Source organism: Pseudomonas sp. PS1(2021), from assembly GCF_020405165.1.
Lineage (GTDB): Bacteria > Pseudomonadota > Gammaproteobacteria > Pseudomonadales > Pseudomonadaceae > Pseudomonas > Pseudomonas aeruginosa.
In genome coordinates this window covers 110,636-135,220 of sequence record NZ_CP084484.1, presented here as the reverse complement: position 1 = coordinate 135,220, position 24,585 = coordinate 110,636, and the positions used below count along the sequence as shown (strand labels likewise).

Annotated in this window: 18 protein-coding genes; 15 read left to right on the top strand and 3 right to left on the bottom strand. The window is 69.0% G+C overall.

Going from position 1 to position 24,585, the window contains the following annotated elements; all coding sequences use genetic code 11:
* Window position 1 precedes the first annotated feature (1 nt).
* From algG to LE197_RS00540, 15 genes are all read left to right on the top strand, one after another.
* Window positions 2-1,633, top strand: coding sequence for a mannuronan 5-epimerase AlgG (algG, locus tag LE197_RS00610; protein ID WP_003110465.1), 1,632 nt, complete (start codon window positions 2-4; stop codon window positions 1,631-1,633).
* A gap of 12 nt (window positions 1,634-1,645) precedes the next feature.
* Window positions 1,646-3,070, top strand: a complete 1,425-nt coding sequence (gene algX / locus LE197_RS00605; RefSeq protein WP_003092107.1) for an alginate biosynthesis protein AlgX — start codon at window positions 1,646-1,648, stop codon at window positions 3,068-3,070.
* Between the two features lie 3 nt (window positions 3,071-3,073).
* On the top strand, window positions 3,074-4,177 hold the full coding sequence (gene algL / locus LE197_RS00600; RefSeq protein ID WP_003092108.1) for an alginate biosynthesis protein AlgL: 1,104 nt from the start codon (window positions 3,074-3,076) through the stop codon (window positions 4,175-4,177).
* A gap of 240 nt (window positions 4,178-4,417) precedes the next feature.
* On the top strand, window positions 4,418-5,980 hold the full coding sequence (locus LE197_RS00595; RefSeq protein ID WP_003159522.1) for an MBOAT family O-acyltransferase: 1,563 nt from the start codon (window positions 4,418-4,420) through the stop codon (window positions 5,978-5,980).
* A gap of 14 nt (window positions 5,981-5,994) precedes the next feature.
* Window positions 5,995-7,170 carry an alginate O-acetyltransferase gene (gene algJ / locus LE197_RS00590; RefSeq protein WP_003092111.1) on the top strand — a complete coding sequence of 392 codons (1,176 nt, stop codon included), beginning with the start codon at window positions 5,995-5,997 and terminating at the stop codon, window positions 7,168-7,170.
* 72 nt (window positions 7,171-7,242) lie between these two features.
* Window positions 7,243-7,893, top strand: a complete 651-nt coding sequence (gene algF / locus LE197_RS00585; RefSeq protein WP_003092112.1) for an alginate O-acetyltransferase AlgF — start codon at window positions 7,243-7,245, stop codon at window positions 7,891-7,893.
* A 197-nt stretch (window positions 7,894-8,090) separates the two neighbouring features.
* Complete coding sequence (locus tag LE197_RS00580; protein WP_226033850.1) at window positions 8,091-9,536, top strand: mannose-1-phosphate guanylyltransferase/mannose-6-phosphate isomerase; 1,446 nt, start codon at window positions 8,091-8,093, stop codon at window positions 9,534-9,536.
* A 387-nt stretch (window positions 9,537-9,923) separates the two neighbouring features.
* On the top strand, window positions 9,924-11,072 hold the full coding sequence (arnB, locus tag LE197_RS00575; RefSeq protein ID WP_003130049.1) for a UDP-4-amino-4-deoxy-L-arabinose aminotransferase: 1,149 nt from the start codon (window positions 9,924-9,926) through the stop codon (window positions 11,070-11,072).
* A complete protein-coding gene (gene arnC, locus LE197_RS00570) occupies window positions 11,069-12,088 on the top strand; it encodes an undecaprenyl-phosphate 4-deoxy-4-formamido-L-arabinose transferase (protein ID WP_003112880.1) in 1,020 nt (339 codons plus the stop codon). Before arnB ends, arnC begins: the two co-directional genes overlap by 4 nt.
* Window positions 12,085-14,073 carry a bifunctional UDP-4-amino-4-deoxy-L-arabinose formyltransferase/UDP-glucuronic acid oxidase ArnA gene (arnA, locus tag LE197_RS00565; RefSeq protein WP_151155367.1) on the top strand — a complete coding sequence of 663 codons (1,989 nt, stop codon included), beginning with the start codon at window positions 12,085-12,087 and terminating at the stop codon, window positions 14,071-14,073. Before arnC ends, arnA begins: the two co-directional genes overlap by 4 nt.
* Complete coding sequence (gene arnD / locus LE197_RS00560; protein WP_003112878.1) at window positions 14,070-14,957, top strand: 4-deoxy-4-formamido-L-arabinose-phosphoundecaprenol deformylase; 888 nt, start codon at window positions 14,070-14,072, stop codon at window positions 14,955-14,957. Before arnA ends, arnD begins: the two co-directional genes overlap by 4 nt.
* Window positions 14,954-16,603, top strand: a complete 1,650-nt coding sequence (arnT, locus tag LE197_RS00555) for a lipid IV(A) 4-amino-4-deoxy-L-arabinosyltransferase (RefSeq protein WP_012613746.1) — start codon at window positions 14,954-14,956, stop codon at window positions 16,601-16,603. Before arnD ends, arnT begins: the two co-directional genes overlap by 4 nt.
* On the top strand, window positions 16,600-16,947 hold the full coding sequence (locus LE197_RS00550) for an EamA family transporter (protein WP_003112876.1): 348 nt from the start codon (window positions 16,600-16,602) through the stop codon (window positions 16,945-16,947). Before arnT ends, LE197_RS00550 begins: the two co-directional genes overlap by 4 nt.
* On the top strand, window positions 16,944-17,357 hold the full coding sequence (arnF, locus tag LE197_RS00545; RefSeq protein WP_023109747.1) for a 4-amino-4-deoxy-L-arabinose-phosphoundecaprenol flippase subunit ArnF: 414 nt from the start codon (window positions 16,944-16,946) through the stop codon (window positions 17,355-17,357). The genes LE197_RS00550 and arnF overlap by 4 nt, the downstream gene beginning before the upstream one ends.
* On the top strand, window positions 17,354-18,748 hold the full coding sequence (locus LE197_RS00540) for a UDP-glucose 6-dehydrogenase (protein WP_003117510.1): 1,395 nt from the start codon (window positions 17,354-17,356) through the stop codon (window positions 18,746-18,748). The genes arnF and LE197_RS00540 overlap by 4 nt, the downstream gene beginning before the upstream one ends.
* Before the next feature lie 152 nt (window positions 18,749-18,900).
* On the opposite strand, the gene LE197_RS00535 is transcribed toward LE197_RS00540, so the two are convergent.
* The 3 genes from LE197_RS00535 to ptsP are packed head-to-tail and all read right to left on the bottom strand — an operon-like array spanning window position 18,901 to window position 24,474.
* Entirely contained in the window at window positions 18,901-20,658 is a 1,758-nt protein-coding gene (locus LE197_RS00535) for a PTS fructose-like transporter subunit IIB (protein ID WP_003107161.1), read from the bottom strand.
* A gap of 1 nt (window position 20,659) precedes the next feature.
* Window positions 20,660-21,604: a 1-phosphofructokinase gene (pfkB, locus tag LE197_RS00530; RefSeq protein ID WP_003110474.1), complete on the bottom strand. Its 945-nt coding sequence runs from the start codon at window positions 21,602-21,604 to the stop codon at window positions 20,660-20,662.
* Complete coding sequence (ptsP, locus tag LE197_RS00525) at window positions 21,604-24,474, bottom strand: phosphoenolpyruvate--protein phosphotransferase (protein WP_151155365.1); 2,871 nt, start codon at window positions 24,472-24,474, stop codon at window positions 21,604-21,606. The genes pfkB and ptsP overlap by 1 nt, the downstream gene beginning before the upstream one ends.
* Window positions 24,475-24,585 lie beyond the last annotated feature (111 nt).

Genomic DNA, 24,585 nt, shown 5'->3' with positions numbered 1-24,585 from the left:
CATGCCCGACATTTCCCTTTCGATCCCCCGCCGCCGGCTCCCGCGCCTGCGCCCGCTGGCCGCGGCAGTGCTCGGCGCGGTGCTGCTGCACGGCCAGGCGTGGGCGGCGCAGCCGGTGGAGAAACCGCAGCCGGTCCCGGCGCAGGCCGGCAACGAGCCGGGCCTGACCCAGGGCCTGAAGGAAACCGGCAACTACACGGTGACCACCGCGCCGGCCGAACCGTTGCACCTGGACCCGCCGAAACTGCCCGACCTCTCCGGCTACACCGCCGCCGCGGTGGAAGCCAAGATCGTGCGCAAGCCGGGTGGCCGCGCCAGCGTGCAGCGCATGGTCCAGCAGCAGCCGCTGAAGGAGTTCACCGGTGGCAGCAACCGCCTCGCCGAATGGGTCAAGCGCCAGCGCCAGATGCCCCAGGCGATCTTCATCGAAGGCGGCTACGTGAACCTCGCCCAGCTCGCCGGCAAGCTTCCCGCCAGCGCGCTGGAACAGGTCGAGCCGGGGGTGTTCGTCGCCCGCCTGCCGATCGTGGTCAGCCAGGGCGCGACCCTCGACATCGACAAGCAGGTCAAGGAACTGCGCCTGTCCCAGGAGCGCGGCGCGTTCCTGGTCAACGACGGCATGCTGTTCGTCCGCGACAGCAAGGTCACCGGCTGGAGCGAATCGAAGAAGGAGCCGGCCTGGTTCAAGACGCCCAACGAGTTCCGTCCGTTCCTGATCTCCTGGGGCGGCGCCGAGGTGTACCTGAGCAACAGCACCTTCACCAGCTTCGGCTACAACGCCTCCAAGGCCTACGGCATCTCCATCTCGCAGTACAGCCCGGGCATGGACAAGCAGATGAAGCGCCCGCGCCCCAAGGGCTGGGTGATCGACTCGACCATCGTCGACAGCTGGTACGGCTTCTATTGCTACGAGGCCGACGACCTGGTGGTGAAGGGCAACACCTACCGCGACAACATCGTCTACGGCATCGACCCGCACGACCGTTCGCACCGCCTGATCATCGCCGACAACACCGTCCACGGGACCAGGAAGAAGCACGGCATCATCGTCTCGCGGGAAGTCAACGACAGCTTCATCTTCAACAACCGCAGCTACGAGAACAAGCTTTCCGGGATCGTCCTCGACCGTAACAGCGAGGGCAACCTGGTGGCCTACAACGAGGTCTATCGCAACCATTCCGACGGCATCACCCTCTACGAGAGCGGCGACAACCTGCTCTGGGGCAACCAGGTCCTGGCCAACCGCCGCCACGGCATCCGCGTGCGCAACAGCGTGAACATCCGCCTCTACGAGAACCTCGCGGCGGGCAACCAGCTGATCGGCGTGTACGGCCACATCAAGGACCTCACCAACACCGACCGCAACATCGCCCTCGACCCATTCGACACCAAGGTCTCGCTGATCGTGGTCGGCGGCAAGCTCGCCGGCAACGGCTCCGGCCCGCTCTCGGTGGATTCGCCGCTGAGCCTCGAACTGTACCGGGTGGCGATGCTCGCCCCGACCAAATCCTCCGGCATCAGCCTGCCCGGCGTTCTCGGCGAGAAGCAGGACCAGATCCTCGACCTGCTGGTGCGCCAGGACAAGGCGGTGCTGATCGACCCCGTGGAAAGCCAGGCCGAACTCCAGGACTGAGGACCCAGACGCATGAAAACCCGCACTTCCCGACTGTTCCGCCTGAGCGCCCTGGCCGCCGGCCTCTGCCTGGCCCAGGCAGCCCTGGCCGCCGACCCCGGCGCGGCGCCGAGCTACCAGGCGCTGCCGGCCGGCAACCTGTGCCCGGCCGCCGCCGACGACTCGCGCTACAACACCAAGTACCTGGGCTTCTTCACCCACCTGGTGCAGGCCCAGGACGACTGGCTGTTCCGCACCACCTACGACCTGCGTACCGACTTCGGCACCAGCGCCGAAGGCTGGCGCGAACTCCGCGCACTGCGCGACGAACTCAAGCGCAAGGGCATCGAGCTGGTGGTGGTCTACCAGCCGACCCGCGGCCTGGTGAACCGCGAGAAGCTCAGCCCGGCGGAAAAGGCCGGCTTCGACTACGAGCTGGCGAAGAAGAACTACCTGGCGACCATCGCCCGCTTCCGCCAGGCCGGCATCTGGACCCCGGACTTCTCGCCGCTGTTCGACGAGAAGGAGGAGCACGCCTACTACTTCAAGGGCGACCACCACTGGACTCCCCATGGCGCCCGGCGCAGCGCGAAGATCGTGGCCGAGACGCTGAAGCAGGTGCCCGGCTTCGAGGAGATCCCGAAGAAGCAGTTCGAAAGCAAGCGCGTCGGCCTGCTGTCCAAGCTCGGCACCTTCCACAAGGCCGCCGCGCAACTCTGCGGCAACAGCTACGCCACCCAGTACGTCGACCGCTTCGAGACCGAGCCGGTGGGCGCCAGCGACAGCGGCGACCTGTTCGGCGACGGCGGCAACCCGCAGATCGCCCTGGTCGGCACCTCCAACAGCGGCCCGGCCTACAACTTCGCCGGCTTCCTGGAGGAGTTCAGCGGCGCCGACATCCTCAACAACGCGGTGTCCGGCGGCGGCTTCGACAGTTCGCTGCTGGCGTACATGACCAGCGAGGAATTCCACAAGAACCCGCCGAAGATCCTCATCTGGGAATTCGCCACCCACTACGACATGGCGCAGAAGAGCTTCTACCGCCAGGCCATGCCGCTGGTGGACAACGGCTGCTCCGGCCGGAAGACCGTGCTCAGCCGCAAGGTCAAGCTGCGCCAGGGCCGCAACGAGGTGCTGCTGAACAGCGCCGCGCTACCGATCCGTAGCGGCAGCTACGTCGCCGACGTGACCTACAGCGACCCTTCGGTACACGAGTTGAAGAACACCATCTGGTACATGAACGGCCGCCGCGAGCAGTTGAAGATCGAGCAGTCGAAAGCCGTCGATACCGGCGGCCGCTACGTCTTCCAACTGCGCAACGACAGCGACTGGGCCGACCAGCAGTTCCTTTCCCTGGAAATCGAAGCGCCGGAGGACATGCCCCAGGGCCTGGAGGTCCAGGCCAGCATCTGCCAGGCGGCGCCCGCCAAGGCCAGCCAGTCGGTGGCCGGGAGGTAAACGATGAAAACGTCCCACCTGATCCGTATCGCCCTGCCCGGTGCCCTCGCCGCGGCATTGCTCGCCAGCCAGGTCAGCCAGGCCGCCGACCTGGTACCCCCGCCCGGCTACTACGCGGCGGTCGGCGAGCGCAAGGGCAGCGCCGGCAGTTGCCCCGCGGTGCCGCCGCCGTATACCGGCAGCCTGGTCTTCACCAGCAAGTACGAAGGCTCCGATTCGGCGCGGGCGACCCTCAACGTCAAGGCGGAGAAGACCTTCCGCTCGCAGATCAAGGACATCACCGACATGGAGCGCGGCGCTACCAAGCTGGTCACCCAGTACATGCGCAGCGGCCGCGACGGCGACCTGGCCTGCGCACTGAACTGGATGAGCGCCTGGGCCCGCGCCGGCGCCCTGCAGAGCGACGACTTCAACCACACCGGCAAGTCCATGCGCAAATGGGCGCTGGGCAGCCTCTCCGGCGCCTACATGCGCCTGAAGTTCTCCAGCTCGCGGCCGCTCGCGGCCCACGCCGAGCAGAGCCGGGAAATCGAGGACTGGTTCGCCCGGCTCGGCACCCAGGTAGTCCGCGACTGGAGCGGCCTGCCGCTGAAGAAGATCAACAACCATTCCTACTGGGCGGCCTGGTCGGTGATGTCCACCGCGGTGGTGACCAACCGCCGCGACCTCTTCGACTGGGCGGTGAGCGAGTTCAAGGTCGCCGCCAACCAGGTCGACGAGCAGGGCTTCCTGCCCAACGAACTCAAGCGCCGCCAGCGCGCCCTCGCCTACCACAACTATGCGCTGCCACCGCTGGCGATGATCGCCGCGTTCGCCCAGGTCAACGGCGTCGACCTGCGCCAGGAGAACCACGGCGCCCTGCAGCGCCTGGCCGAGCGGGTGATGAAGGGAGTCGACGACGAGGAAACCTTCGAGGAGAAGACCGGCGAGGACCAGGACATGACCGACCTCAAGGTCGACAACAAGTACGCCTGGCTGGAGCCCTACTGCGCCCTCTACCGCTGCGAGCCGAAGATGCTCGAGGCGAAGAAGGACCGCGAGCCGTTCAACAGTTTCCGCCTCGGCGGCGAAGTGACGCGGGTGTTCAGCCGCGAAGGGGGAAGTTGAGGGCGTGGCGGGAAGCGGGCGCACAGGCCGGGGCCACGCGCCCCTCTACCCCGCTCGCCGACCAGGCGTCCCACCAGGCGCCACACCCCGACCCATGCGCGACAGACGCGGGCGGGCGCAACACCTTAGGCAACACCACGGGGAGGAAAACGGCGGGTCGTCCCGCCTTTCCTCGAGCGCTCCAGGGCGCGGAAAGGCAGGGCCGACCTGAATGGTTGACGCTCTAGAGAGAGAGACGGCATGGTCTTTTCTTCAAACGTGTTCCTGTTCCTGTTCCTGCCGGTCTTTCTCGGCCTGTACTACCTGAGCGGCGAACGTTACCGGAACCTGCTGCTGCTGATCGCCAGCTACGTGTTCTACGCCTGGTGGCGGGTGGACTTCCTCCTGCTGTTCGCCGGGGTCACCGTCTTCAACTACTGGATCGGCCTGCGCATCGGCGCCGCCGGCGTACGCACCAGGGCCGCGCAACGCTGGCTGATCCTCGGCGTGGTGGTCGACCTCTGCGTGCTCGGGTACTTCAAGTACGCCAACTTCGGCGTCGACAGCCTCAACGAGATCATCACCTCGTTCGGCATGCAGCCGTTCGTGCTGACCCACATCCTGCTGCCGATCGGCATCTCCTTCTACACCTTCGAGTCGATCAGCTACATCATCGACGTCTACCGCGGCGATACCCCGGCGACCCACAACCTGATCGACTTCGCCGCCTTCGTCGCGATCTTCCCGCACCTGATCGCCGGCCCGGTGCTGCGCTTCAAGGACCTGGTCGACCAGTTCAACCACCGCACCCACACCGTCGACAAGTTCGCCGAAGGCTGCACCCGCTTCATGCAGGGCTTCGTCAAGAAGGTGTTCATCGCCGACACCCTGGCCGCCCTCGCCGACCACTGCTTCGCCCTGCAGAACCCGACCACCGGCGACGCCTGGCTCGGCGCCCTGGCCTACACCGCGCAGCTCTACTTCGACTTCTCCGGCTACAGCGACATGGCCATCGGCCTCGGCCTGATGATGGGCTTCCGCTTCATGGAGAACTTCAACCAGCCCTACATCAGCCAGTCGATCACCGAGTTCTGGCGGCGCTGGCACATCAGCCTGTCGACCTGGCTGCGCGACTACCTCTACATCAGCCTGGGCGGCAACCGCGGCAGCACCTTCCAGACCTACCGCAACCTGTTCCTGACCATGCTCCTCGGCGGCCTGTGGCACGGCGCCAACTTCACCTACATCATCTGGGGCGCCTGGCACGGCATGTGGCTGGCGATCGAGCGGGCCCTCGGAGTGAACGCCGCGCCGCGCGTGCTCAACCCGTTGAAGTGGGCGTTCACCTTCCTCCTGGTGGTGATCGGCTGGGTGATCTTCCGCGCCGAGAACCTGCAGGTCGCCTGGCGCATGTACGAAGCCATGTTCAGCTTCGGCACCTGGCAGCTCTCCGAACTGAACCGCGCCAACCTCACCGGCCTGCAGGTCGGCACCCTGGTCCTGGCCTACCTGGTGCTGGCGTTCTTCGGCCTGCGCCAGTTCTACAACCAGCCATTGCAGACCAAGGCGCCCAAGGCCGCGGCGAACAGCGACGAAGTGGCCGCCGACGGCCCGGCCAGTGCCCAGCCGCGTGCCCCGCGCGAGGCCGCCGGCGACCCGGCGGCGATCGCCTACTCGCCGAGCGGCGCGCTGGTCTACCAGCCGAGCTGGCTCAGCCAGTTGCCCGTCCTGGCCACCCGCCTGGCGCTGCTCCTGCTGTTCGCCGCCTCGGTGCTGAAGCTCTCCGCGCAGAGCTACTCGCCATTCCTCTACTTCCAGTTCTGAGCGAGGCCCACGCCATGACACAGAGCATTTCCCGCCCCCTGCAATACGCCTATATCGCCGCCTTCGGCGGGCTGCTGCTGGGGCTCGCCGGATGGTCGCTGAAGAGCGTGCCGGGCTTCTCCGCCGCGGCCGATACGCCACTGCTCAACGGCAAGCTGGCGCACGCCTTCGAAGCCCACTACGACAAGGAATTCCCGATCAAGCGCCTGGGCACCAACCTCTGGGCCGCACTCGACTACACGCTGTTCCACGAAGGCCGCCCCGGCGTGGTGATCGGCAAGGACGGCTGGCTGTTCACCGACGAAGAGTTCAAGCCGGCACCGAGCGGCCAGCAACTGGAAGACAACTGGGCACTGGTACGCGGCGTGCAGCGCGAGCTGAACCGGCGCGGCGTCAAGCTGGTGCTCGCGGTGATCCCGGCCAAGGCCCGCCTGTATCCCGAGCACATCGGCCGCGAGCAGCCGGCCGCGCTGCACGACAGCCTCTACCAGGACTTCCTGGCCCGCGCCCGCGCCGCCGGCATCGACAGTCCCGACCTGCTCGGCAGCCTGCGCCAGGCCAAGGACAACGGCGCGGTGTTCCTGCGCACCGACACCCACTGGTCGCCGCTCGGCGCGGAAACCGTGGCCCAGCGCCTCGGCGCGGAGATCCGCGAGACGCACCTGCTGGATGTGCCGGCGCAGAACTTCGTCACCCGCGTCGGCGAAGAACGCACGCACAAGGGCGACCTGCTCAGCTTCCTGCCGCTGGACCCGCTGTTCGACGAACTGCTGCCGCGTCCGGAGCAGTTGCAGCAACGCACCACCGAAGCCGCGCCGGCACTGCCGGGCGGCCAGCAGTCCGGCGCGGGCGACGACCTCTTCGGCGATAGCCAGCAACCGCGCCTGGCGCTGGTCGGCACCAGCTACAGCGCCAACCCCAGGTGGAACTTCGAAGGCGCGCTGAAACAGGCGCTGTCCGCCGACCTGATCAATTACGCGAAGGAAGGCAAGGGCCCTCTCGAACCGATGCTGGAACTGCTGCAGGACGAAGGCTTCCGCAAGGACCCGCCGCAACTGCTGGTCTGGGAGTTTCCCGAGCGCTACCTGCCGATGGCCAGCGACCTCAGCCAGTTCGACGCCGACTGGGTCGCCCAGCTGAAGGCCAGCGGCGGCCGCGATGAGCGCCTGGCCGCCAGCCGCAACGATTGAACGAACACAGCCAAGGCTGTTTACCCACGGGGCCGAGCGCCCCGCTGAAGAAGAAGCAACGGAGGAATACCCATGAACCCGATGACCCGCCGCCACACCTGGACCCGCCTGGCCTGCGCACTTTCCCTCGGCGTCGCCGCATTCGCCGCGCAGGCCGACGAGGGCGCCCTGTACGGGCCCCAGGCACCCAAGGGCTCGGCCTTCGTCCGCGCCTACAACGCCGGCAACAGCGAACTCGACGTGTCGGTCGGCAGCACCAGCCTGAACGACGTCGCGCCGCTCGGTTCCAGCGACTTCAAGTTCCTCCCCCCCGGCAGCTACACCGCCCAGGTCGGCCAGCAGAGCCTGCCGGTCAAGCTCGACCCGGACAGCTACTACACCCTGGTCAGCCAGCCCGGCGGCAAGCCGCAGCTGGTGGCCGAGCCGCCGTTCAAGAACAAGCAGAAGGCGCTGGTACGGGTGCAGAACCTCAGCGGCTCGAAGCTGACCCTGAAGACCGCCGACGGCAAGACCGACGTGGTCAAGGACGTCGGCCCGCAAAGCCACGGCGACCGCGAGATCAACCCGGTGAAGGTGAACCTGGCGCTGTTCGACGGCAGCAAGAAGGTCAGCGACCTGAAGCCAGTCACCCTGGCCCGCGGCGAGGTGGTCTGCCTGTACGTCACCGGCAGCGGCGGCAAGCTCGCGCCGGTCTGGGTCAAGCGCCCGGTGAAGGCGGACTGAGACCGACCGGGAGAGGCTCGCCCCCTCCCGGCATTCCACACAACAAGACCGGCCCGACACCGGCGCACCAACCGTCAGCGCTCCCGCAGAAGGAGCGCACTGGAGAGGTCACCCGGGGCTCCGTGGAGCCCGGTAACGAGATATCCCGCCGCGCGGCGGGATCCCTAGACAGACGCATCGCTTCAAGGAGAAACAACATGATCCCAGTAATCCTTTCCGGTGGCAGCGGCTCGCGACTCTGGCCTCTTTCCCGCAAGCAGTACCCCAAGCAGTTCCTCGCCCTCACCGGCGACGACACCCTGTTCCAGCAGACCATCAAGCGCCTGGCCTTCGACGGCATGCAGGCACCGCTGCTGGTGTGCAACAAGGAGCACCGCTTCATCGTCCAGGAACAGCTGGAGGCACAGAACCTGGCGAGCCAGGCGATCCTCCTCGAACCCTTCGGCCGCAACACGGCGCCGGCGGTGGCCATCGCCGCGATGAAACTGGTCGCCGAAGGCCGCGACGAACTGCTGCTGATCCTTCCCGCCGACCACGTGATCGAGGACCTGCGCGCCTTCCAGCAGGCCCTGGCGCTGGCCACCAACGCCGCCGAAAAGGGCGAGATGGTGCTCTTCGGCATTCCCGCCAGCCGCCCCGAGACCGGCTACGGCTACATCCGCGCGAGCGCCGATGCGCAACTGCCGGAAGGCGTCAGCCGGGTGCAGAGCTTCGTCGAGAAGCCCGACGAAGCCCGCGCCCGCGAGTTCGTCGCCGCCGGCGGCTACTACTGGAACAGCGGCATGTTCCTGTTCCGCGCCAGCCGCTACCTGGAAGAACTGAAGAAGCACGACGCCGACATCTACGACACCTGCCTGCTGGCCCTGGAGCGCAGCCAGCACGACGGCGACCTGGTGAACATCGACGCCGCCACCTTCGAATGCTGCCCGGACAACTCCATCGACTACGCGGTGATGGAGAAGACCTCACGCGCCTGCGTGGTGCCGCTGTCCGCCGGCTGGAACGATGTCGGCAGCTGGTCGTCGATCTGGGACGTGCACGCCAAGGACGCCAACGGCAACGTCACCAAGGGCGACGTGCTGGTCCACGACAGCCACAACTGCCTGGTGCACGGCAACGGCAAGCTGGTCTCGGTGATCGGCCTGGAGGACATCGTGGTGGTGGAAACCAAGGACGCCATGATGATCGCCCACAAGGACCGGGTGCAGGACGTCAAGCACGTGGTCAAGGACCTCGACGCCCAGGGCCGTAGCGAGACCCAGAACCACTGCGAGGTCTACCGCCCGTGGGGCTCCTACGACTCGGTGGACATGGGCGGCCGCTTCCAGGTCAAGCACATCACCGTGAAGCCCGGCGCGCGGCTCTCGCTGCAGATGCACCACCACCGCGCCGAGCACTGGATCGTGGTTTCCGGGACCGCCCAGGTGACCTGCGACGACAAGACCTTCCTGCTCACCGAGAACCAGTCGACCTACATCCCGATCGCCTCCGTGCACCGCCTGGCCAACCCCGGCAAGATCCCGCTGGAGATCATCGAGGTGCAGTCCGGCAGCTACCTCGGCGAGGACGACATCGAGCGCCTGGAAGACGTCTACGGGCGCACCGCCGAACCGGCCCTGCAAGTGGTCGCCGGCAGCCGCTGAAGCGTCGACCCGGCCCCCTGGCGGAGCGATCCGCCAGGGGGCTGTTTTTTTCCGACAACCTACGGGATTGACTTTCCCTGGCCCTCCCCATGTTTCCATGAAGTTTCCGGAATATTCACGGGGAGCGGACATCGAGTATTAATGAACCCTTAAAGAAACAGGACTCGGGTTATTAATAAAAGCCACTCAGAAAACACCCGAGATCCTTTCCAACCAACCCTGCAAGCCCCTGAAAAAGAGGCTTCCGGCTTTATCCTCCAGTTTCTTCGAGTTCGTTCAGTCTTCATTCAGCCGTTGTTAAGCGAGTCTTAACAAACGTTCAGGCAGCATTCAGCGACATATAAATAACCTCTTCGTACCGCCCTCCCAGTACCGAGGCTTCATTACATGTCACTGGACTTTCTGCCATTCTCCCGGCCAAGCATCGGCGAGGACGAAATCGCCGCCGTGGAGCAGGTCCTGCGTTCCGGCTGGATCACCACCGGGCCGAAGAACCAGGAGCTCGAACAGCGCTTCGCCGAACGCCTCGGCTGCCGCCACGCGGTGGCGCTATCCTCGGCCACCGGCGCCCTGCACGTCACCCTGCTGGCGCTGGGCATCGGCCCCGGCGACGAAGTGATCACGCCGTCGCTGACCTGGGTCTCCACCGCCAACGTCATCACCCTGCTCGGCGCCACCCCGGTGTTCGTCGACGTCGACCGCGACACCCTGATGTGTTCGGCGCAGGCAGTGGAAGCCGCCATCGGCCCGCGCACCCGCGCCATCGTGCCGGTGCACTACGCCGGCTCCACCCTGGATCTCGAAGGCCTGCGCACGGTCGCCGGGCGCCACGGCATCGCCCTGGTCGAGGACGCCGCCCACGCGGTCGGCAGCGAATACCGCGGGCGCCCGGTAGGCTCCCGCGGCACGGCGATCTTTTCCTTCCACGCGATCAAGAACCTGACCTGCGCCGAAGGCGCGATGTTCGTCAGCGACGACAGTGCCCTCGCCGAACGGGTCCGCCGCCTCAAGTTCCACGGCCTCGGGGTCGATGCCTACGACCGCCTGAGCCATGGACGCAAGCCGCAGGCGGAAGTGATCGAGCCCGGTTTCAAATACAACCTGGCCGACCTCAACGCCGCCCTCGCGCTGGTCCAGCTCAAGCGCCTGGACGCGCTCAACGCGCGCCGCCAGGCCCTCGCCGAACGCTACCTGGAGCGCCTCGCCGGCCTGCCGCTGGCGCCGCTCGGCCTGCCCGCGCACAAGCAGCGCCATGCCTGGCACCTGTTCATCCTGCGCATCGACGCCGAGGCCTGCGGCCTGGGCCGCGACGCCTTCATGGAAGCCCTGAAGGCGCGCGGCATCGGTAGCGGCATCCATTTCATCGCCAGTCACCTGCACCACTACTACCGCCAGCGCCAGCCGCGCCTGAGCCTGCCCAACAGCGAGTGGAACTCGGCCCGCCTGTGCTCCATCCCGCTGTTCCCCGACATGCGCGACGACGACATCGAGCGCGTCGCCCGCGCCATCGAGGACATCCTGGAGAAACGTCGATGAAGCCCTATCCGATCGACCTGGTCTCGGTGGTGATCCCGGTCTACAACGAGGAAGCCAGCCTGCCCGAACTGCTGCGCCGCACCGAGGCCGCCTGCCTGGAGCTGGGCCGCGCCTTCGAGATCGTGCTGGTCGACGACGGCAGCCGCGACCGCTCCGCGGAACTCTTGCAGGCCGCCGCCGAACGCGACGGCAGCGCCGTGGTGGCGGTGATCCTCAACCGCAACTACGGCCAGCACGCGGCGATCCTCGCCGGCTTCGAACAGTCCCGTGGCGACCTGGTGATCACCCTCGATGCCGACCTGCAGAACCCGCCGGAGGAAATCCCGCGCCTGGTGGAGCGCGCCGCGCAGGGCTACGACGTGGTCGGCAGCATCCGCGCCGAGCGCCAGGACTCGGCCTGGCGGCGCTGGCCTTCGCGCCTGGTGAACCTGGCGGTGCAGCGCTCCACCGGGGTCGCCATGCACGACTATGGCTGCATGCTGCGCGCCTACCGGCGCAGCATCGTCGAAGCGATGCTGGCCTGCCGCGAACGCAGTACCTTCATCCCGATCCTGGCCAACGGCTTCGCCCGGCATACCTGCGAGATCCGCGTCGCCCACGCCGAGCGCGCCCACGGCGAATCGAAATACAGCGCGATGCGCCTGCTCAACCTGATGTTCGACCTGGTCACCTGCATGACCACCACGCCGCTGCGCCTGCTCAGCCTGGTCGGCGGCGGCATGGCCCTGGCCGGCTTCCTCTTCGCCCTGTTCCTCCTCGTGCTGCGCCTGGCCTTCGGCGCCGCCTGGGCCGGCAACGGCCTGTTCGTGCTGTTCGCCGTGCTGTTCATGTTCAGCGGCGTGCAGTTGCTCGGCATGGGCCTGCTCGGCGAGTACCTCGGGCGCATGTACAGCGACGTGCGCGCGCGGCCGCGCTTCTTCATCGAGCGCGTGGTCCGCGCCACGCCCTCCGCGCTTCCCTCGGCCCTACAGCGGGCCGGTTTCACCTCTTCATCCAGCGAGCCTTCCACGCCATGACCTCGAAAGCCGTCGTCTTCGCCTACCACGACATCGGTTGCACCGGTATCGAAGCCCTGCTCAATGCCGGCTACGAGATCGCCGCCGTCTTCACCCATGCCGACGACCCACGGGAAAACACCTTCTACGCCTCGGTCGCACGCCTCTGCGCCGAGCGCGGCATTCCGCTGCACGCGCCCGAGGACGTGAACCATCCGCTGTGGCTGGAGCGCATCCGCCAACTGCGCCCGGACTTCCTGTTCTCCTTCTACTACCGCCGCCTGCTCGGCGCCGAGCTGCTCGCCTGCGCCGCACGCGGCGCCTACAACCTGCACGGTTCGCTGCTGCCGCGCTACCGCGGACGCGCCCCGGCGAACTGGGTGCTGGTCAACGGCGAAACGCAGACCGGGGTGACCCTGCATCGCATGATCGAGCGCGCCGACGCCGGGCCGATCCTCGCCCAGCAGGCCGTCGCCATCGACCCCGAGGACACCGCCCTGAGCCTGCACGGCAAGCTGCGCAAGGCCGCCGGCGCCCTGCTGCGCGACAGCCTGCCGCTGCTCGCCCTCGGCGTGCTGCCGGAAGTCGAGCAGGACGAGAGCCAGGCCAGCCACTTCGGCCGGCGCACCCCGGCGGACGGCCTGCTCGACTGGCACAGGCCGGCACGGCAGTTGTACGACCTGGTGCGCGCGGTGACCCAGCCCTACCCTGGCGCCTTCTGCCAGGTCGGCGAACAGAAGCTGATCGTCTGGAGCGCCGAGGTGGTCGCCGGCAACCACGGTCGCGAGCCGGGCAGCGTACTGTCCTGCGACCCGCTGCGGATCGCCTGCGGCGAGGACTCGCTGGTGCTGCGCTTCGGCCAGCGCGGCGAGCGCGGCCTGTACCTGGCCGGCACGCAACTGGCCACCGAGCTGGGCCTGGTCGAGGGCGCGCGCCTGCGTGGCGCGGCGTCCGGCCCGAAGCGCCGCACGCGGGTGCTGATCCTCGGGGTCAACGGCTTCATCGGCAACCACCTGTCCGAACGCCTGCTGCGCGACGGTCGCTACGAGGTCCACGGCATGGACATCGGCTCCGACGCCATCGAACGGATCAAGGCCGACCCGCATTTCCACTTCGTCGAAGGCGACATCGGCATCCATTCGGAGTGGCTCGAATACCATGTGAAGAAATGCGACGTGATCCTGCCGCTGGTGGCCATCGCCACGCCCATCGAGTACACGCGCAACCCGCTGCGGGTGTTCGAACTGGACTTCGAGGAAAACCTGCGGATCGTCCGCTACTGCGTGAAATACGGCAAACGCGTGGTGTTCCCTTCCACCTCCGAGGTCTACGGCATGTGCCAGGACCCGGACTTCGACGAAGACCGCTCGAACCTGGTGGTCGGGCCGATCAACAAGCAGCGCTGGATCTACTCGGTGTCCAAGCAGTTGCTCGACCGGGTGATCTGGGCCTACGGCCAGCAGGGCCTGCGCTTCACCCTGTTCCGTCCGTTCAACTGGATGGGCCCGCGCCTGGACCGCCTGGATTCGGCGCGGATCGGCAGCTCGCGGGCGATCACCCAGCTCATCCTGCACCTGGTCGAAGGCACGCCGATCCGCCTGGTCGACGGCGGCGCGCAGAAGCGCTGCTTCACCGACGTCGACGACGGCATCGAGGCCCTCGCGCGGATCATCGACAACCGCGACGGCCGCTGCGACGGGCAGATCGTCAACATCGGCAACCCGGACAACGAGGCGAGCATCCGCCAGCTCGGCGAGGAACTGCTGCGCCAGTTCGAGGCCCACCCGCTGCGCGCGCAGTTCCCGCCCTTCGCCGGCTTCCGCGAGGTGGAGAGCCGCAGCTTCTACGGCGACGGCTACCAGGACGTGGCCCACCGCAAGCCGAGCATCGACAACGCCCGGCGCCTGCTCGACTGGCAGCCCACCATCGAACTGCGCGAGACCATCGGCAAGACCCTCGACTTCTTCCTCCACGAAGCGCTCCGCGAGCGCGAGGCACAGGCGTGATCCAGGCCGGCCTGCGCATCGACGTCGACACCTTCCGCGGCACCCGCGACGGGGTGCCGCGGCTGCTCGAGCTGCTCGACGAAGCCGGGCTGAAGGCGACCTTCTTCTTCAGCGTCGGCCCGGACAACATGGGCCGCCACCTCTGGCGCCTGGCGCGCCCGGCGTTCTTCTGGAAGATGCTCCGCTCGCGCGCCGCCAGCCTGTATGGCTGGGACATCCTGCTGGCCGGCACCGCCTGGCCGGGCAAGCCGATCGGCCGCGAACTCGGCCCGCTGATGCGGCGGACCCAGGCCGCCGGCCACGAGGTCGGCCTGCACGCCTGGGACCACCATGCCTGGCAGACCCACGCCGGCGTCTGGAGCGTGCAGCAGCTCGGCGAGCAGATCCGCCGCGGCAGCGATTGCCTGGCGGACATCCTCGGCCAGCCGGTGCGTTGTTCCGCCGCCGCCGGTTGGCGCGCCGACGGCCGGGTGGTCGAGGCCAAGCAGCCCTTCGGCTTCCGCTACAACAGCGACTGCCGCGGACGCGGCGCGTTCCGCCCGCGCCTGGCCGACGGCAGCCCCGGCATCCCGCAGGTGCCGGTGAACCTGCCGACCTTCGACGAGGTGGTCGGTCCCGGCCTGCCGCGCGAGGCCTACAACGACTTCATCCTGGAACGCTTCGCCGCTGGCCGCGACAACGTCTACACCATCCACGCCGAGGTCGAGGGGCTGCTCCTCGCCCCGGCGTTCCGCGAACTGCTGCGGCGCGCCGAACGGCGCGGCATCCGCTTCCGACCGTTGGGCGAACTGCTGCCGGACGATCCGCGCAGCCTGCCGCTGGCCGAACTGGTGCGCGGCCGCCTGGCCGGCCGCGAGGGCTGGCTGGGAGTGCGCCAGCCATGAGCCGCCGCCAGACCTGTTCGCTGCTGCTGATCGCCTTCGGCCTGTTCTACCTGGTTCCATTGAGCAACCATGGCCTGTGGATTCCCGACGAGACCCGCTACGCGCAGATCAGCCAGGCGATGCTGCTGGGCGGCGACTGGGTGTCGCCGCACTTCCTCGGCCTGCGCTACTTCGAGAAGCCGGTCGCCGGCTACTGGATGATCGCCCTCGGCCAGGCGGTCTTCGGCGAAAACCTGTTCGGCGTGCGCATCGCCTCGGTCGTCGCCACCGCCCTCAGCGTCCTGCTCGCCTACCTGCTGGCCCGCCGCCTGTGGCGCGACCCGCGCACCAGCCTGGCATGCGCGCTGCTCTACGCCAGCTTCGGCTTGATCGCCGGGCAGTCCGGTTATGCCAACCTCGACCCGCAATTCACCTTCTGGGTCAACCTGAGCCTGGTGGCGCTGTGGCATGCCCTCGACGCGCGGAGCCGCCGCGCGCGCCTGCTCGGCTGGACCCTGCTCGGCCTCGCCTGCGGCATGGGCTTCCTGACCAAGGGCTTCCTCGCCTGGCTGCTGCCGGTGCTGGTCGCCCTGCCCTACATGCTCTGGCAGCGGCGCTGGCGCGAGCTGCTTGGCTACGGCGCGCTGGCGGTGCTGGCGGCGCTGCTCGTCTGCCTGCCCTGGGCGCTCGCCGTGCATGCGCGGGAAGCGGACTACTGGCGGTTCTTCTTCTGGCACGAACACATCCGCCGCTTCGCCGGCGAAGACGCCCAGCACTCTCGCCCGTGGTGGTTCTACCTGCCGTTGCTGGCGGTCTCCTGCCTGCCCTGGAGCGGCCTGCTGCCGAGCGCGCTGCGCCAGGCCTGGCACGAGCGGCGCCAGGCACCGGTGGTCTTCCTGGCGCTATGGCTGCTGTTGCCGCTGGCGTTCTTCAGCCTGAGCCGGGGCAAGCTGCCGACCTACATCATGCCCTGCCTGCTGCCGCTGGCACTGCTCATGGGCCACGCCCTGGTGCAGCGGCTGCGCCTGGGGAACAGCGTCGCGCTGCGCGGCAACGGGCTGCTCAACCTGGGTCTGGCGCTCCTCGCGCTGGCGGCCCTGGCCTACCTGCAACTGCGCAAGCCGGTGTACCAGGAAGAACCCTTCGAGCTGTTCCTGGTCCTGCTGGTGATCGGCGCCTGGGCCGCCGCCGGCCTCGCCCAGTGGCGCTACCCGCTACGCGCCTGGGCCGCGCCGCTGCTGGCGAGCTGGGTGCTGATCGCGCTGCTGCCGGCAGCGATGCCCAACCATGTGGTGCAGAACAAGACCCCCGACCTGTTCGTCGCCGAACACCTCGACGAACTGACCGGCGCCCGCCATCTGCTGAGCAACGACCTCGGCGCCGCCTCGGCCCTCGCCTGGCGCCTGCGTCGTAGCGACGTGACGCTCTACGACACGCGCGGCGAGCTGAAGTACGGCCTCTCCTACCCCGAGCACAGCCAGCGCAGCGTGCCCTTGGCAGACATCCGCCAGTGGCTCTGGCGGGCACGCCAGGACGGCTCGGTTGCCGTGCTGCTGCGGATCAACAGCGCCAGCGACCGCTACCAGCTGGCGCTGTTGCCGGGCGACGGCGAACGCTACCGGAACGGCAACCTGGTCCTGGCGATCCTGCCGCAGGTGCGCCCATGAGCGCCGCGCTGCTGCTCGCCACCCTGCTCATGACCGGCCTCGGCCAGGTTGCGCAGAAGCTCACCGTGGAGCACTGGCGCCTGGTCGCCGCCGACGGCTGGACAGCGCGCCTGCGCAGTCCGTGGCCGTGGCTGGCGCTGCTCGCCCTCGGGCTCGGCCTGCTCTGCTGGCTGCTGCTCCTGCAACGGGTGGAAGTCGGCAGCGCCTATCCGATGCTGGCGCTGAACTTCGTCCTGGTCACCCTGGCGGCACGCTTCGTCTTCGATGAGCCGGTGGATCGCCGCCACCTCGCCGGCCTGTTGCTGATCGTCGCCGGCGTGGCCCTGCTCGGGAGGAGCGCATGAACGCGCTACGCGGCTGGCTGGCGGCGCTGGGCAGCGTGCTGCTGGCCAGCGCCGCCCAGCTCGGCATGCGCTGGGGCATGAGCCGCCTGCCGCTGCCTGAAGCCTGGGCCGGGCAAACGCCGGAGCGCGCCGCGTTGCTCGCGGTAGCCCTGGCGGTGGCGGCCTACGCCGCCTCCCTGCTGTGCTGGCTGGCCGCCCTGCGCCACCTGCCGCTGGGCCGCGCCTACAGCCTGTTGAGCGCCAGCTACGCGCTGGTCTACCTGCTGGCGGCGAGCCTGCCGGCGTTCGATGAAACCTTCAGTACCAGCAAGATCCTGGGCGTAGGCCTGGTGGTGCTCGGCGTGTTGACCGTCAACGCCCGCCGCACCGCTGCCGCGCCCGCGCATCATCCGTCGAGGAAAGCACCATGAAGATCAGCGTATTCGGCAGTGGCTATGTAGGACTGGTGCAGGCCGCCGTCCTCGCCGAAGTGGGCCACGATGTACTGTGCATGGACATCGACCGGAACAAGGTCGAACGCCTCGCGCAGGGCCTCGCCAGCATCTACGAACCCGGGCTCGACGCCTTGCTGCGCGAAGGCCTGGACAGCGGCCGCCTGCGTTTCAGCAGCGATGCGCGCCTGGCCGTGGAACACGGCCGGGTGCAGTTCATCGCGGTCGGCACCCCGCCTGGCGAGGACGGCGCGGCCGATCTCGGCGCGGTCTTCGCGGTGGCCGATGCCATCGCCGAGCACCGCCGCAAGCCCGTCATCGTGGTGGAGAAATCGACCGTCCCAGTAGGCACCGGCGACCGCCTGCGCGCGCACATCGAGCGGCGCCTGGAAGCCGACGGACGCGAGCTGGAATTCGAGATCGTCTCCAACCCGGAATTCCTCAAGGAAGGCTCCGCCGTCGCCGACTGCCGGCGCCCGGACCGCATCGTGGTCGGCTGCGACAACGAAGAGGTGCGCCAGGTGATGCGCGAACTCTACGAGCCGTTCAACCGCAACCACGACCGCATGCTGTTCATGGGCCTGCGCAGCGCCGAGCTGACCAAGTACGCGGCGAACGGCATGCTGGCGACCAAGATCAGCTTCATCAACCAGATCGCCGAACTGGCCGAACACCTAGGCGCCGACATCGAGGCGGTGCGCCAGGGCATCGGCGCCGACCCGCGGATCGGCTACCACTTCATCTACCCCGGCTGCGGCTACGGCGGCTCCTGCTTCCCCAAGGACATGCGCGCGCTGATCCACAGCGCCGAGCAGGCGCATTGCTCCAGCGACCTGTTGCAGGCAGTGGAAGCGATCAACCGGCGGCAGAAGCACAAGCTGTTCGAACGCATCCGGGTGTTCTACGACGGCGACCTGCGCGGCAAGACCTTCGCCCTCTGGGGCCTGGCCTTCAAGCCGAACACCGACGACATGCGCGACGCGCCCAGCCGCGAACTGATGGAAGCGCTCTGGCGCCACGGCGCGCAGGTGCGCGCCTACGATCCCGAAGCCATGCAGGAAACCCAGCGGCTCTATGGCCACGACGAACGCCTGAGCCTGATGGGCACCCCCGAGGCGACCCTGGGAGGCGCCGATGCGCTGGTCATCTGCACCGAGTGGCAGCAATTCAAGGCACCGGATTTCGAGCTGCTCAAGGAGCGCCTGAAGGCCCCGGTGATCTTCGACGGGCGCAACCTCTACGACCCCGAGCGCATGGCCCGCCACGGCTTCCACTACTACCCGATGGGACGCGGGCAGTCCTGCTCGTTGCCGATCAACGAGGCCAGCCTCGCACAGGAAGATGGCGTGCGCCTGTTGCGCCAGGCCTGAGGCCGCCCCAGGTCGGATCGACCGCTGGGGCGAATAACCGCTGCGGTTATCCGCCGGTTCGCCGGAGTATCGGCGGATAACGCCTGCGGCGTTATTCGCCCTACCCCCTGCCACGTAGCTCAGGTGGCGTAGGGCGCATGACCGCCTCGCGGCTATCCGCCAGCCGCCGGTTCCCGCGAGGACGAGGTCCCCAGCGCCAGCCCCGGCTCGGCGCCGCGCTTGAGCACGGCGTAGAGCAGCCCGGTAAGCAGGCTGCCGGCGACGATCGCCAGCAGGTACGCCAGGGCGTGGTTGATCGCGTTGGGCACCAGCATCACGAACAACCCGCCGTGAGGCGCCTGCAACTTGCAGCCGAAATACATCGACAGGGCGCCGGTCAGCGCGCCGCCGGCGATGCTCGCCGGGATCACCCGCAGCGGGTCCTTGGCGGCGAACGGGATGGCGCCTTCGGAGATGAAGCACAGCCCCAGCACCGAGGCTGCCTTGCCGGCCTGCCGCTCGCTCTCGGCGAACTTGCGCCGCGCCAGCAGGGTCGCCAGGCCCATGCCGATCGGCGGCACCATGCCCGCCGCCATCACCGCCGCCATCGGCGCGTAGCTGTGCGACGAGAGCAGGCCGACGGAAAAGGCGTAGGCGGCCTTGTTGACCGGTCCGCCGAGGTCGACGCACATCATCCCGCCGAGCAGCAGGCCGAGGAGGATGGCATTGGAGGTACCCATGCCGTCGAGGAACCCGGTCAGTGCCGCGAGCATCCCGGCCACCGGCTTGCCGACCACGTAGAGCATCAGCAGGCCGGTGACCAGGCTGGCCAGCAACGGGATGACCAGGATCGGCTTCAGCGCTTCCAGGCTCGCCGGCAGCCTCAGCCCGTGGCTGATGGCCCGCGCCGCATAGCCGGCGATGAAGCCGGCGACTATCCCGCCGATGAACCCGGCGCCGAGGGTCCCGGCGAGCAGGCCGCCGAGCATGCCCGGCGCCAGGCCCGGGCGGTCGGCGATGGAATAGGCGATGTAGCCGGCGAGCATCGGCACCATCAGGACGAAAGCCGTGTCGCCGACCGTCCTCAGCACCGCCGCCAGGCTGCCCGGCTGCTTGTAGGCATCGATGCCGAAGGCCAGCGACAGGGCGATCAGCAGGCCGCCCGCGACCACCATCGGCAACATGAACGACACCCCGGTCAGCAGGTGCTTGTACACCCCGCGCTTCTCGTCCCTGGCGACCACCGCGCTGGCTGCGCCCGCGCTCTCGACCTGCCCTTCCGCCAGCGCCCGCTCGAGCGTCGCGCGGGCCTGCTTGAGGGCCACGCCGGTGCCGCAACGGTAGATCTTCTTGCCGGCGAAACGGGCCGTGTCCACGTCGATGTCGGCGGCCAGCAGGACCACGTCGGCGGCGGCGATGTCCGCCGGGTCGAGCGGGTTGCGCGCGCCGACCGAGCCCTGGGTCTCGACCTGCAACGCGAAGCCCAGTTGCCCCGCCGCGAGCTGCAACGCCTCGGCGGCCATGAAGGTATGCGCCACGCCGGTCGGACAGGCGGTCACCGCGACGATCCGCGGTGCCGCTCCGGCCTCCGGCGCAACCAGGCCGGCCTCGTCCCCGGCGACCTCCACGCTCGCCAGGGCGGCGGCCCGCTGGAGGAAGGCGCGCGGATCGGCCAGCGCCTCGGCGGGACGCGCGCGATACACCGGCTTGCCGACGAAACGCGCCGCCGCCAGCGGCTCGACGCCGACCAGCAGGACCCAGTCGGCTTCGGCGATCTGTTCGGCGCTCAGTTCGCCCTCGGGCCTCGACCCGGCATTCGCCTCGACGCAGGTTTCCCAGCCCAGGCGCTCGGCGGCGCCCCGCAGCAGGCGCGCGGCGAGCACGCTGGTGACCTGTCCGCCAGGGCAGGCGGTGACGATCGCTAGTTTCATCTCAGGCCTCCTCGACCAATGGCTGCACCACGACGCCCGCTTCGATCCGCGCCAGGCGCTGCGGATCGCCGATGCCGAACTCGAACTGGGTCACCGCCAGACTGGCGATGGCGGTGGCCTGACGCAGCACCCGCTCGGCCGGCCAGCCGCTGGCCAGGCCGTGCAGCATGCCGGCCAGCAGGGAATCGCCGGCGCCCACCGTGCTGGCCACGTCCACCGCCGGCGGCCGCGCCTGCCAGGCACCCTCGGCGGCGAACCAGTTGACCCCCGCGGCGCCCTGGGAAATCACCACCTGGCCTACCCCGTCATGGCGCAGGCGTTCGGCCGCCTGGCGCTGTGCGACCAGGTCATCCATCGGCGCCGAGCAGAGATCGGCCAGTTCCTCGACGTTCGGCTTGATCATCCACGGCGCAGCCTTCACACCTTCGCGCAGGGCCGCGCCACTGCTGTCGAAGGCGACCTTCAGGCCGAGGCGCCGCAAGCGCCGCAGCAGTTCGCCCAGCCATTCCGGCTCGACCCCGCGCGGCAGGCTGCCGGCGACCACCGCCAGCTCGTGCTCCCCGGCAAGCCGGTCGAGGCGTTCGAGCAACGCAGCCTGGGCTCGCTCGTCGGCCTCCGGGCCCGGCCCGTTGAGGTCGCTGACGCGCCCGCCGCGCTCGGCCAGCTTGATGTTGCTGCGGGTTTCGCCCGGCACCCGGACGAACGCATCGGCGAAGCCACGACGCTGGAACATGGCGGTGAACGGCGGCTGGTTGTCTTCGCCGAGGAAGCCGCTGACCGTCAACCGATGGCCGAGGTCGGCAAGCACCTGGGCGACGTTCAGGCCCTTGCCGGCGGCCTGGGTCAGCACCGCCTCGCTGCGGTTAACCGCCCCCAGTTCCAGCTGGCGCAGGCGCACGGTGAGGTCCAGCGCCGGGTTCAGGGTAATCGTCAGGATCCGCGCCATTACTGCACCTCCGCTTCCACCAGGGCCCGGACCTCGGCGGCGCTCGCCAGGCCCAGGGCTTTGCGGGCCAGGCCGCGCGCAGCGACCAGCTGCAGTTCGCGCACGCCGGCCTTGACCAGAGCGATGCTGCGCGCCGAAACGCTCAGCTCGTCCACTCCCAGGCCGACCAGCAGCGGCAACGCCAGCGGGTCGGCCGCCAGTTCGCCGCAGACGCCGACCCACTTGCCCTCGGCATGGGCGGCGCGGACGGTCATGTCGATCAGTTGCAGCACCGCCGGATGCAGGCCGTCGGCCTGGGCCGAAAGACTCGGGTGGCCGCGATCGATAGCCAGGGTGTACTGGGTCAGATCGTTGGTGCCGACGCTGAAGAAATCCACCTCGCGGGCCAGCACCGGCGCGAGCAATGCCGCCGAGGGCACCTCGACCATGATCCCCAGTTGCAGGTCGGCCAGCGGGATTTCCTCGCGCAGGCGCAGCGCCAGGTCACGCGCCTGGCGCCATTCGTCGAGGCTGCCGACCATCGGGAACATCACCCGCAGCGGTCGCTCCCCGGCGGCGCGGAACAGCGCGCGCAACTGGGTCTCGAGGATCTGCGGTCGCTGCAGGGTCAAGCGGATACCGCGCAGGCCCAGATAGGGATTCTCTTCGTGGGGAATCGGCCAGTACGGCAGCGGCTTGTCCCCGCCGACATCCAGGGTCCGCGCCACCAGCGGACGTCCGTCGAGGGCGTCGAGCACCCGACGGTATTCCGCTTCCTGGGTCGCCAGGTCCGGCGCGCGGGCGTTGTTCATGAAGACGAACTCGGTGCGCAGCAGGCCGACGCCCTCGGCGCCCAGCACCACCGCGCACGCGGCGCCGGCGGTGTCGCCAAGGTTGGCGCAGACTTCCACCGCGTGGCCGTCGCGGGTCCGCGCAGGCTCCAGGCGCTGCGCGTCGGCGCGGGCCTGGCGCTGCTGGCGGGCGTCGCGCTCGGCGGCGGCCTGCTGCAACTGTTCGGTGCTCGGCGCCACCTGCAGCCAGCCGTGCTCGCCATCCAGCAGCAGTGCCGTGCCCGGCTCCAGGCCGAGCACCGCCGCGCCGGCGCCGACCAATGCCGGAATGCCGAGGGCGCGGGCGATGATCGCGCTGTGCGAAGTGGCGCCGCCGCGCGCCGTGAGGATGCCGGCGACCCGCTGGGCGTCGAGGCGGGCGACATCGGAGGGGCCGACCTCGTCCATCACCAGGATGTACGGCTGCTCCGGCTCGCGCGGCGCCTCCACCCCGCAGAGCCTGGCCAACACCCGCCGGCCGAGGTCGCGGAGGTCGGCGGCACGCTCGGCGAGCAAGGCGTCGTGCAGCGCCTCCTGCTGCGCCGCGCTGTCTTCCACTACCCGACTCCAGGCCGCCTCGGCGCTTTCGCCGCGATTCAGGCGCAGTTGCACCTGCTCGGCCAGTTCCGGATCGTCGAGCATCTCCCGGTGGGTGACGAAAATCTCGCGGATCGCCTTCACCGTGCTGCGTTCGACCAGGCCGACGATCTCCTCGTCCACCGCCCGCTTGGCCCGCAGCAGGCGCTCGCGTTCATGGGCCGGCGACTCGCCACGCGGCTGGAACTCGAAGCGCTGCGCCACTTGGACATGCGCCGGACCACTGGCGATGCCCGGCGACGCGGCGATCGCCTGCAGGCGCTCGCCGGCGCGCAGCGGCGCCGGCCGGGCATCCTCTTCCGCCTCGCCGACGGCATCGGGCAAGGCCTCCTCCGCCAGCGCTTCGACCTCCTCGCCGAGCCCCTCGCGCACCGCGGCCAGCAAGGCTGGCAGCGCGTCCTCGGCGATCGCCGGCTCGGCGCTGAACTCCAGCGTCTGGCCGCGTCGCGCGCCGAGGGCGAGCAGCTTGCTCAGGCTCTTCGCCGAGACGGGGGCCGCCTCGCTGTCGGCCAGGCGTACCCGGATCTCGCCGGCGAAGCCCTTGGCCAGCTGCGCCAGCGCCTGCGCCGGGCGGGCATGCAGGCCATGCGGGTTGGCCAGGACCGCTCGCGCGCTGGGCCAGTCCGGCGGCAGCTCGCCACCGAGCGCCGCGAGTACGCTGCGGCTGCTGGTGGCGCGCACCAGCTCGGCGCCACGCCCTTCCAGCAACAGGTCGCACAGGCGTTCGAGCAGCGCCTGGTGCGCTTCGCCCAGGCTGGCCAGGCAGAACAGCCCGGTGACCGGTTGCCCCTGGTGCTGCAACGGTTGCGCCGGAGTGACGAAGGCCAGCCCGGGGCGCTTCACCAATTGTTCGCTGTGCAACCAGCACAGCCCGTCGCCCAGCGGCAACGGTTCGGTCTGCTGGAGCACGGCGGCGAAGCCGTTCTCCACGCAGCCGGCCTTCTTCAACAGGCGCGCGCCGAGCCAGGCCAGTTCGTCGAGGTCCTCGGCGTTCTGGCCGAGGCCGACCAGTTGTGCGTCCAGCGCCAGTTCCTGCGGCGCGCCCTGCAACAGGCCGAGGACTTCCTCGGCGCTGGCGGCCGCGCTCAGCGCCGGTCCCAGGTCGGCCTCGCCGAGGGCACGGGTGAGCAATTGCAGGAGCTGCAGGTGTTCGTCGGACTTCGCCGCGATGCCGATGGCCAGGTAGACCTGCTGGCCATCGCCCCAGTCCACTCCCTCGGGGAATTGCAGCAGGCGCACACCGGTGCTGAAGACCAGCTCGCGGGTATCCGGGGTCCCATGGGGTATGGCGATGCCCTGGCCGAGGTAGGTGGAGCCTTGTGCCTCGCGCGCCTTCAGGCCCTCGGCATAGCCGGGCGCGGCCAGGCCGTCGGCGACCAGCGCCGCGCCGAGCAGGCGCAGGGCTTCGGCCTTGTCCGCGGCGCGCTGGCCCATGCGGATCTGCCGGGTATCGAGTTCGAGCATGGAAACCTCCTCAGGAGCGAACGGCTCCCCGTCTCACGTCCGGATCGTCCCGCCGCGCCGAGGCGCGGGCGCGGGATGTGCCGGCGGTAGCGGAAAGCGGCTCGCGGGATC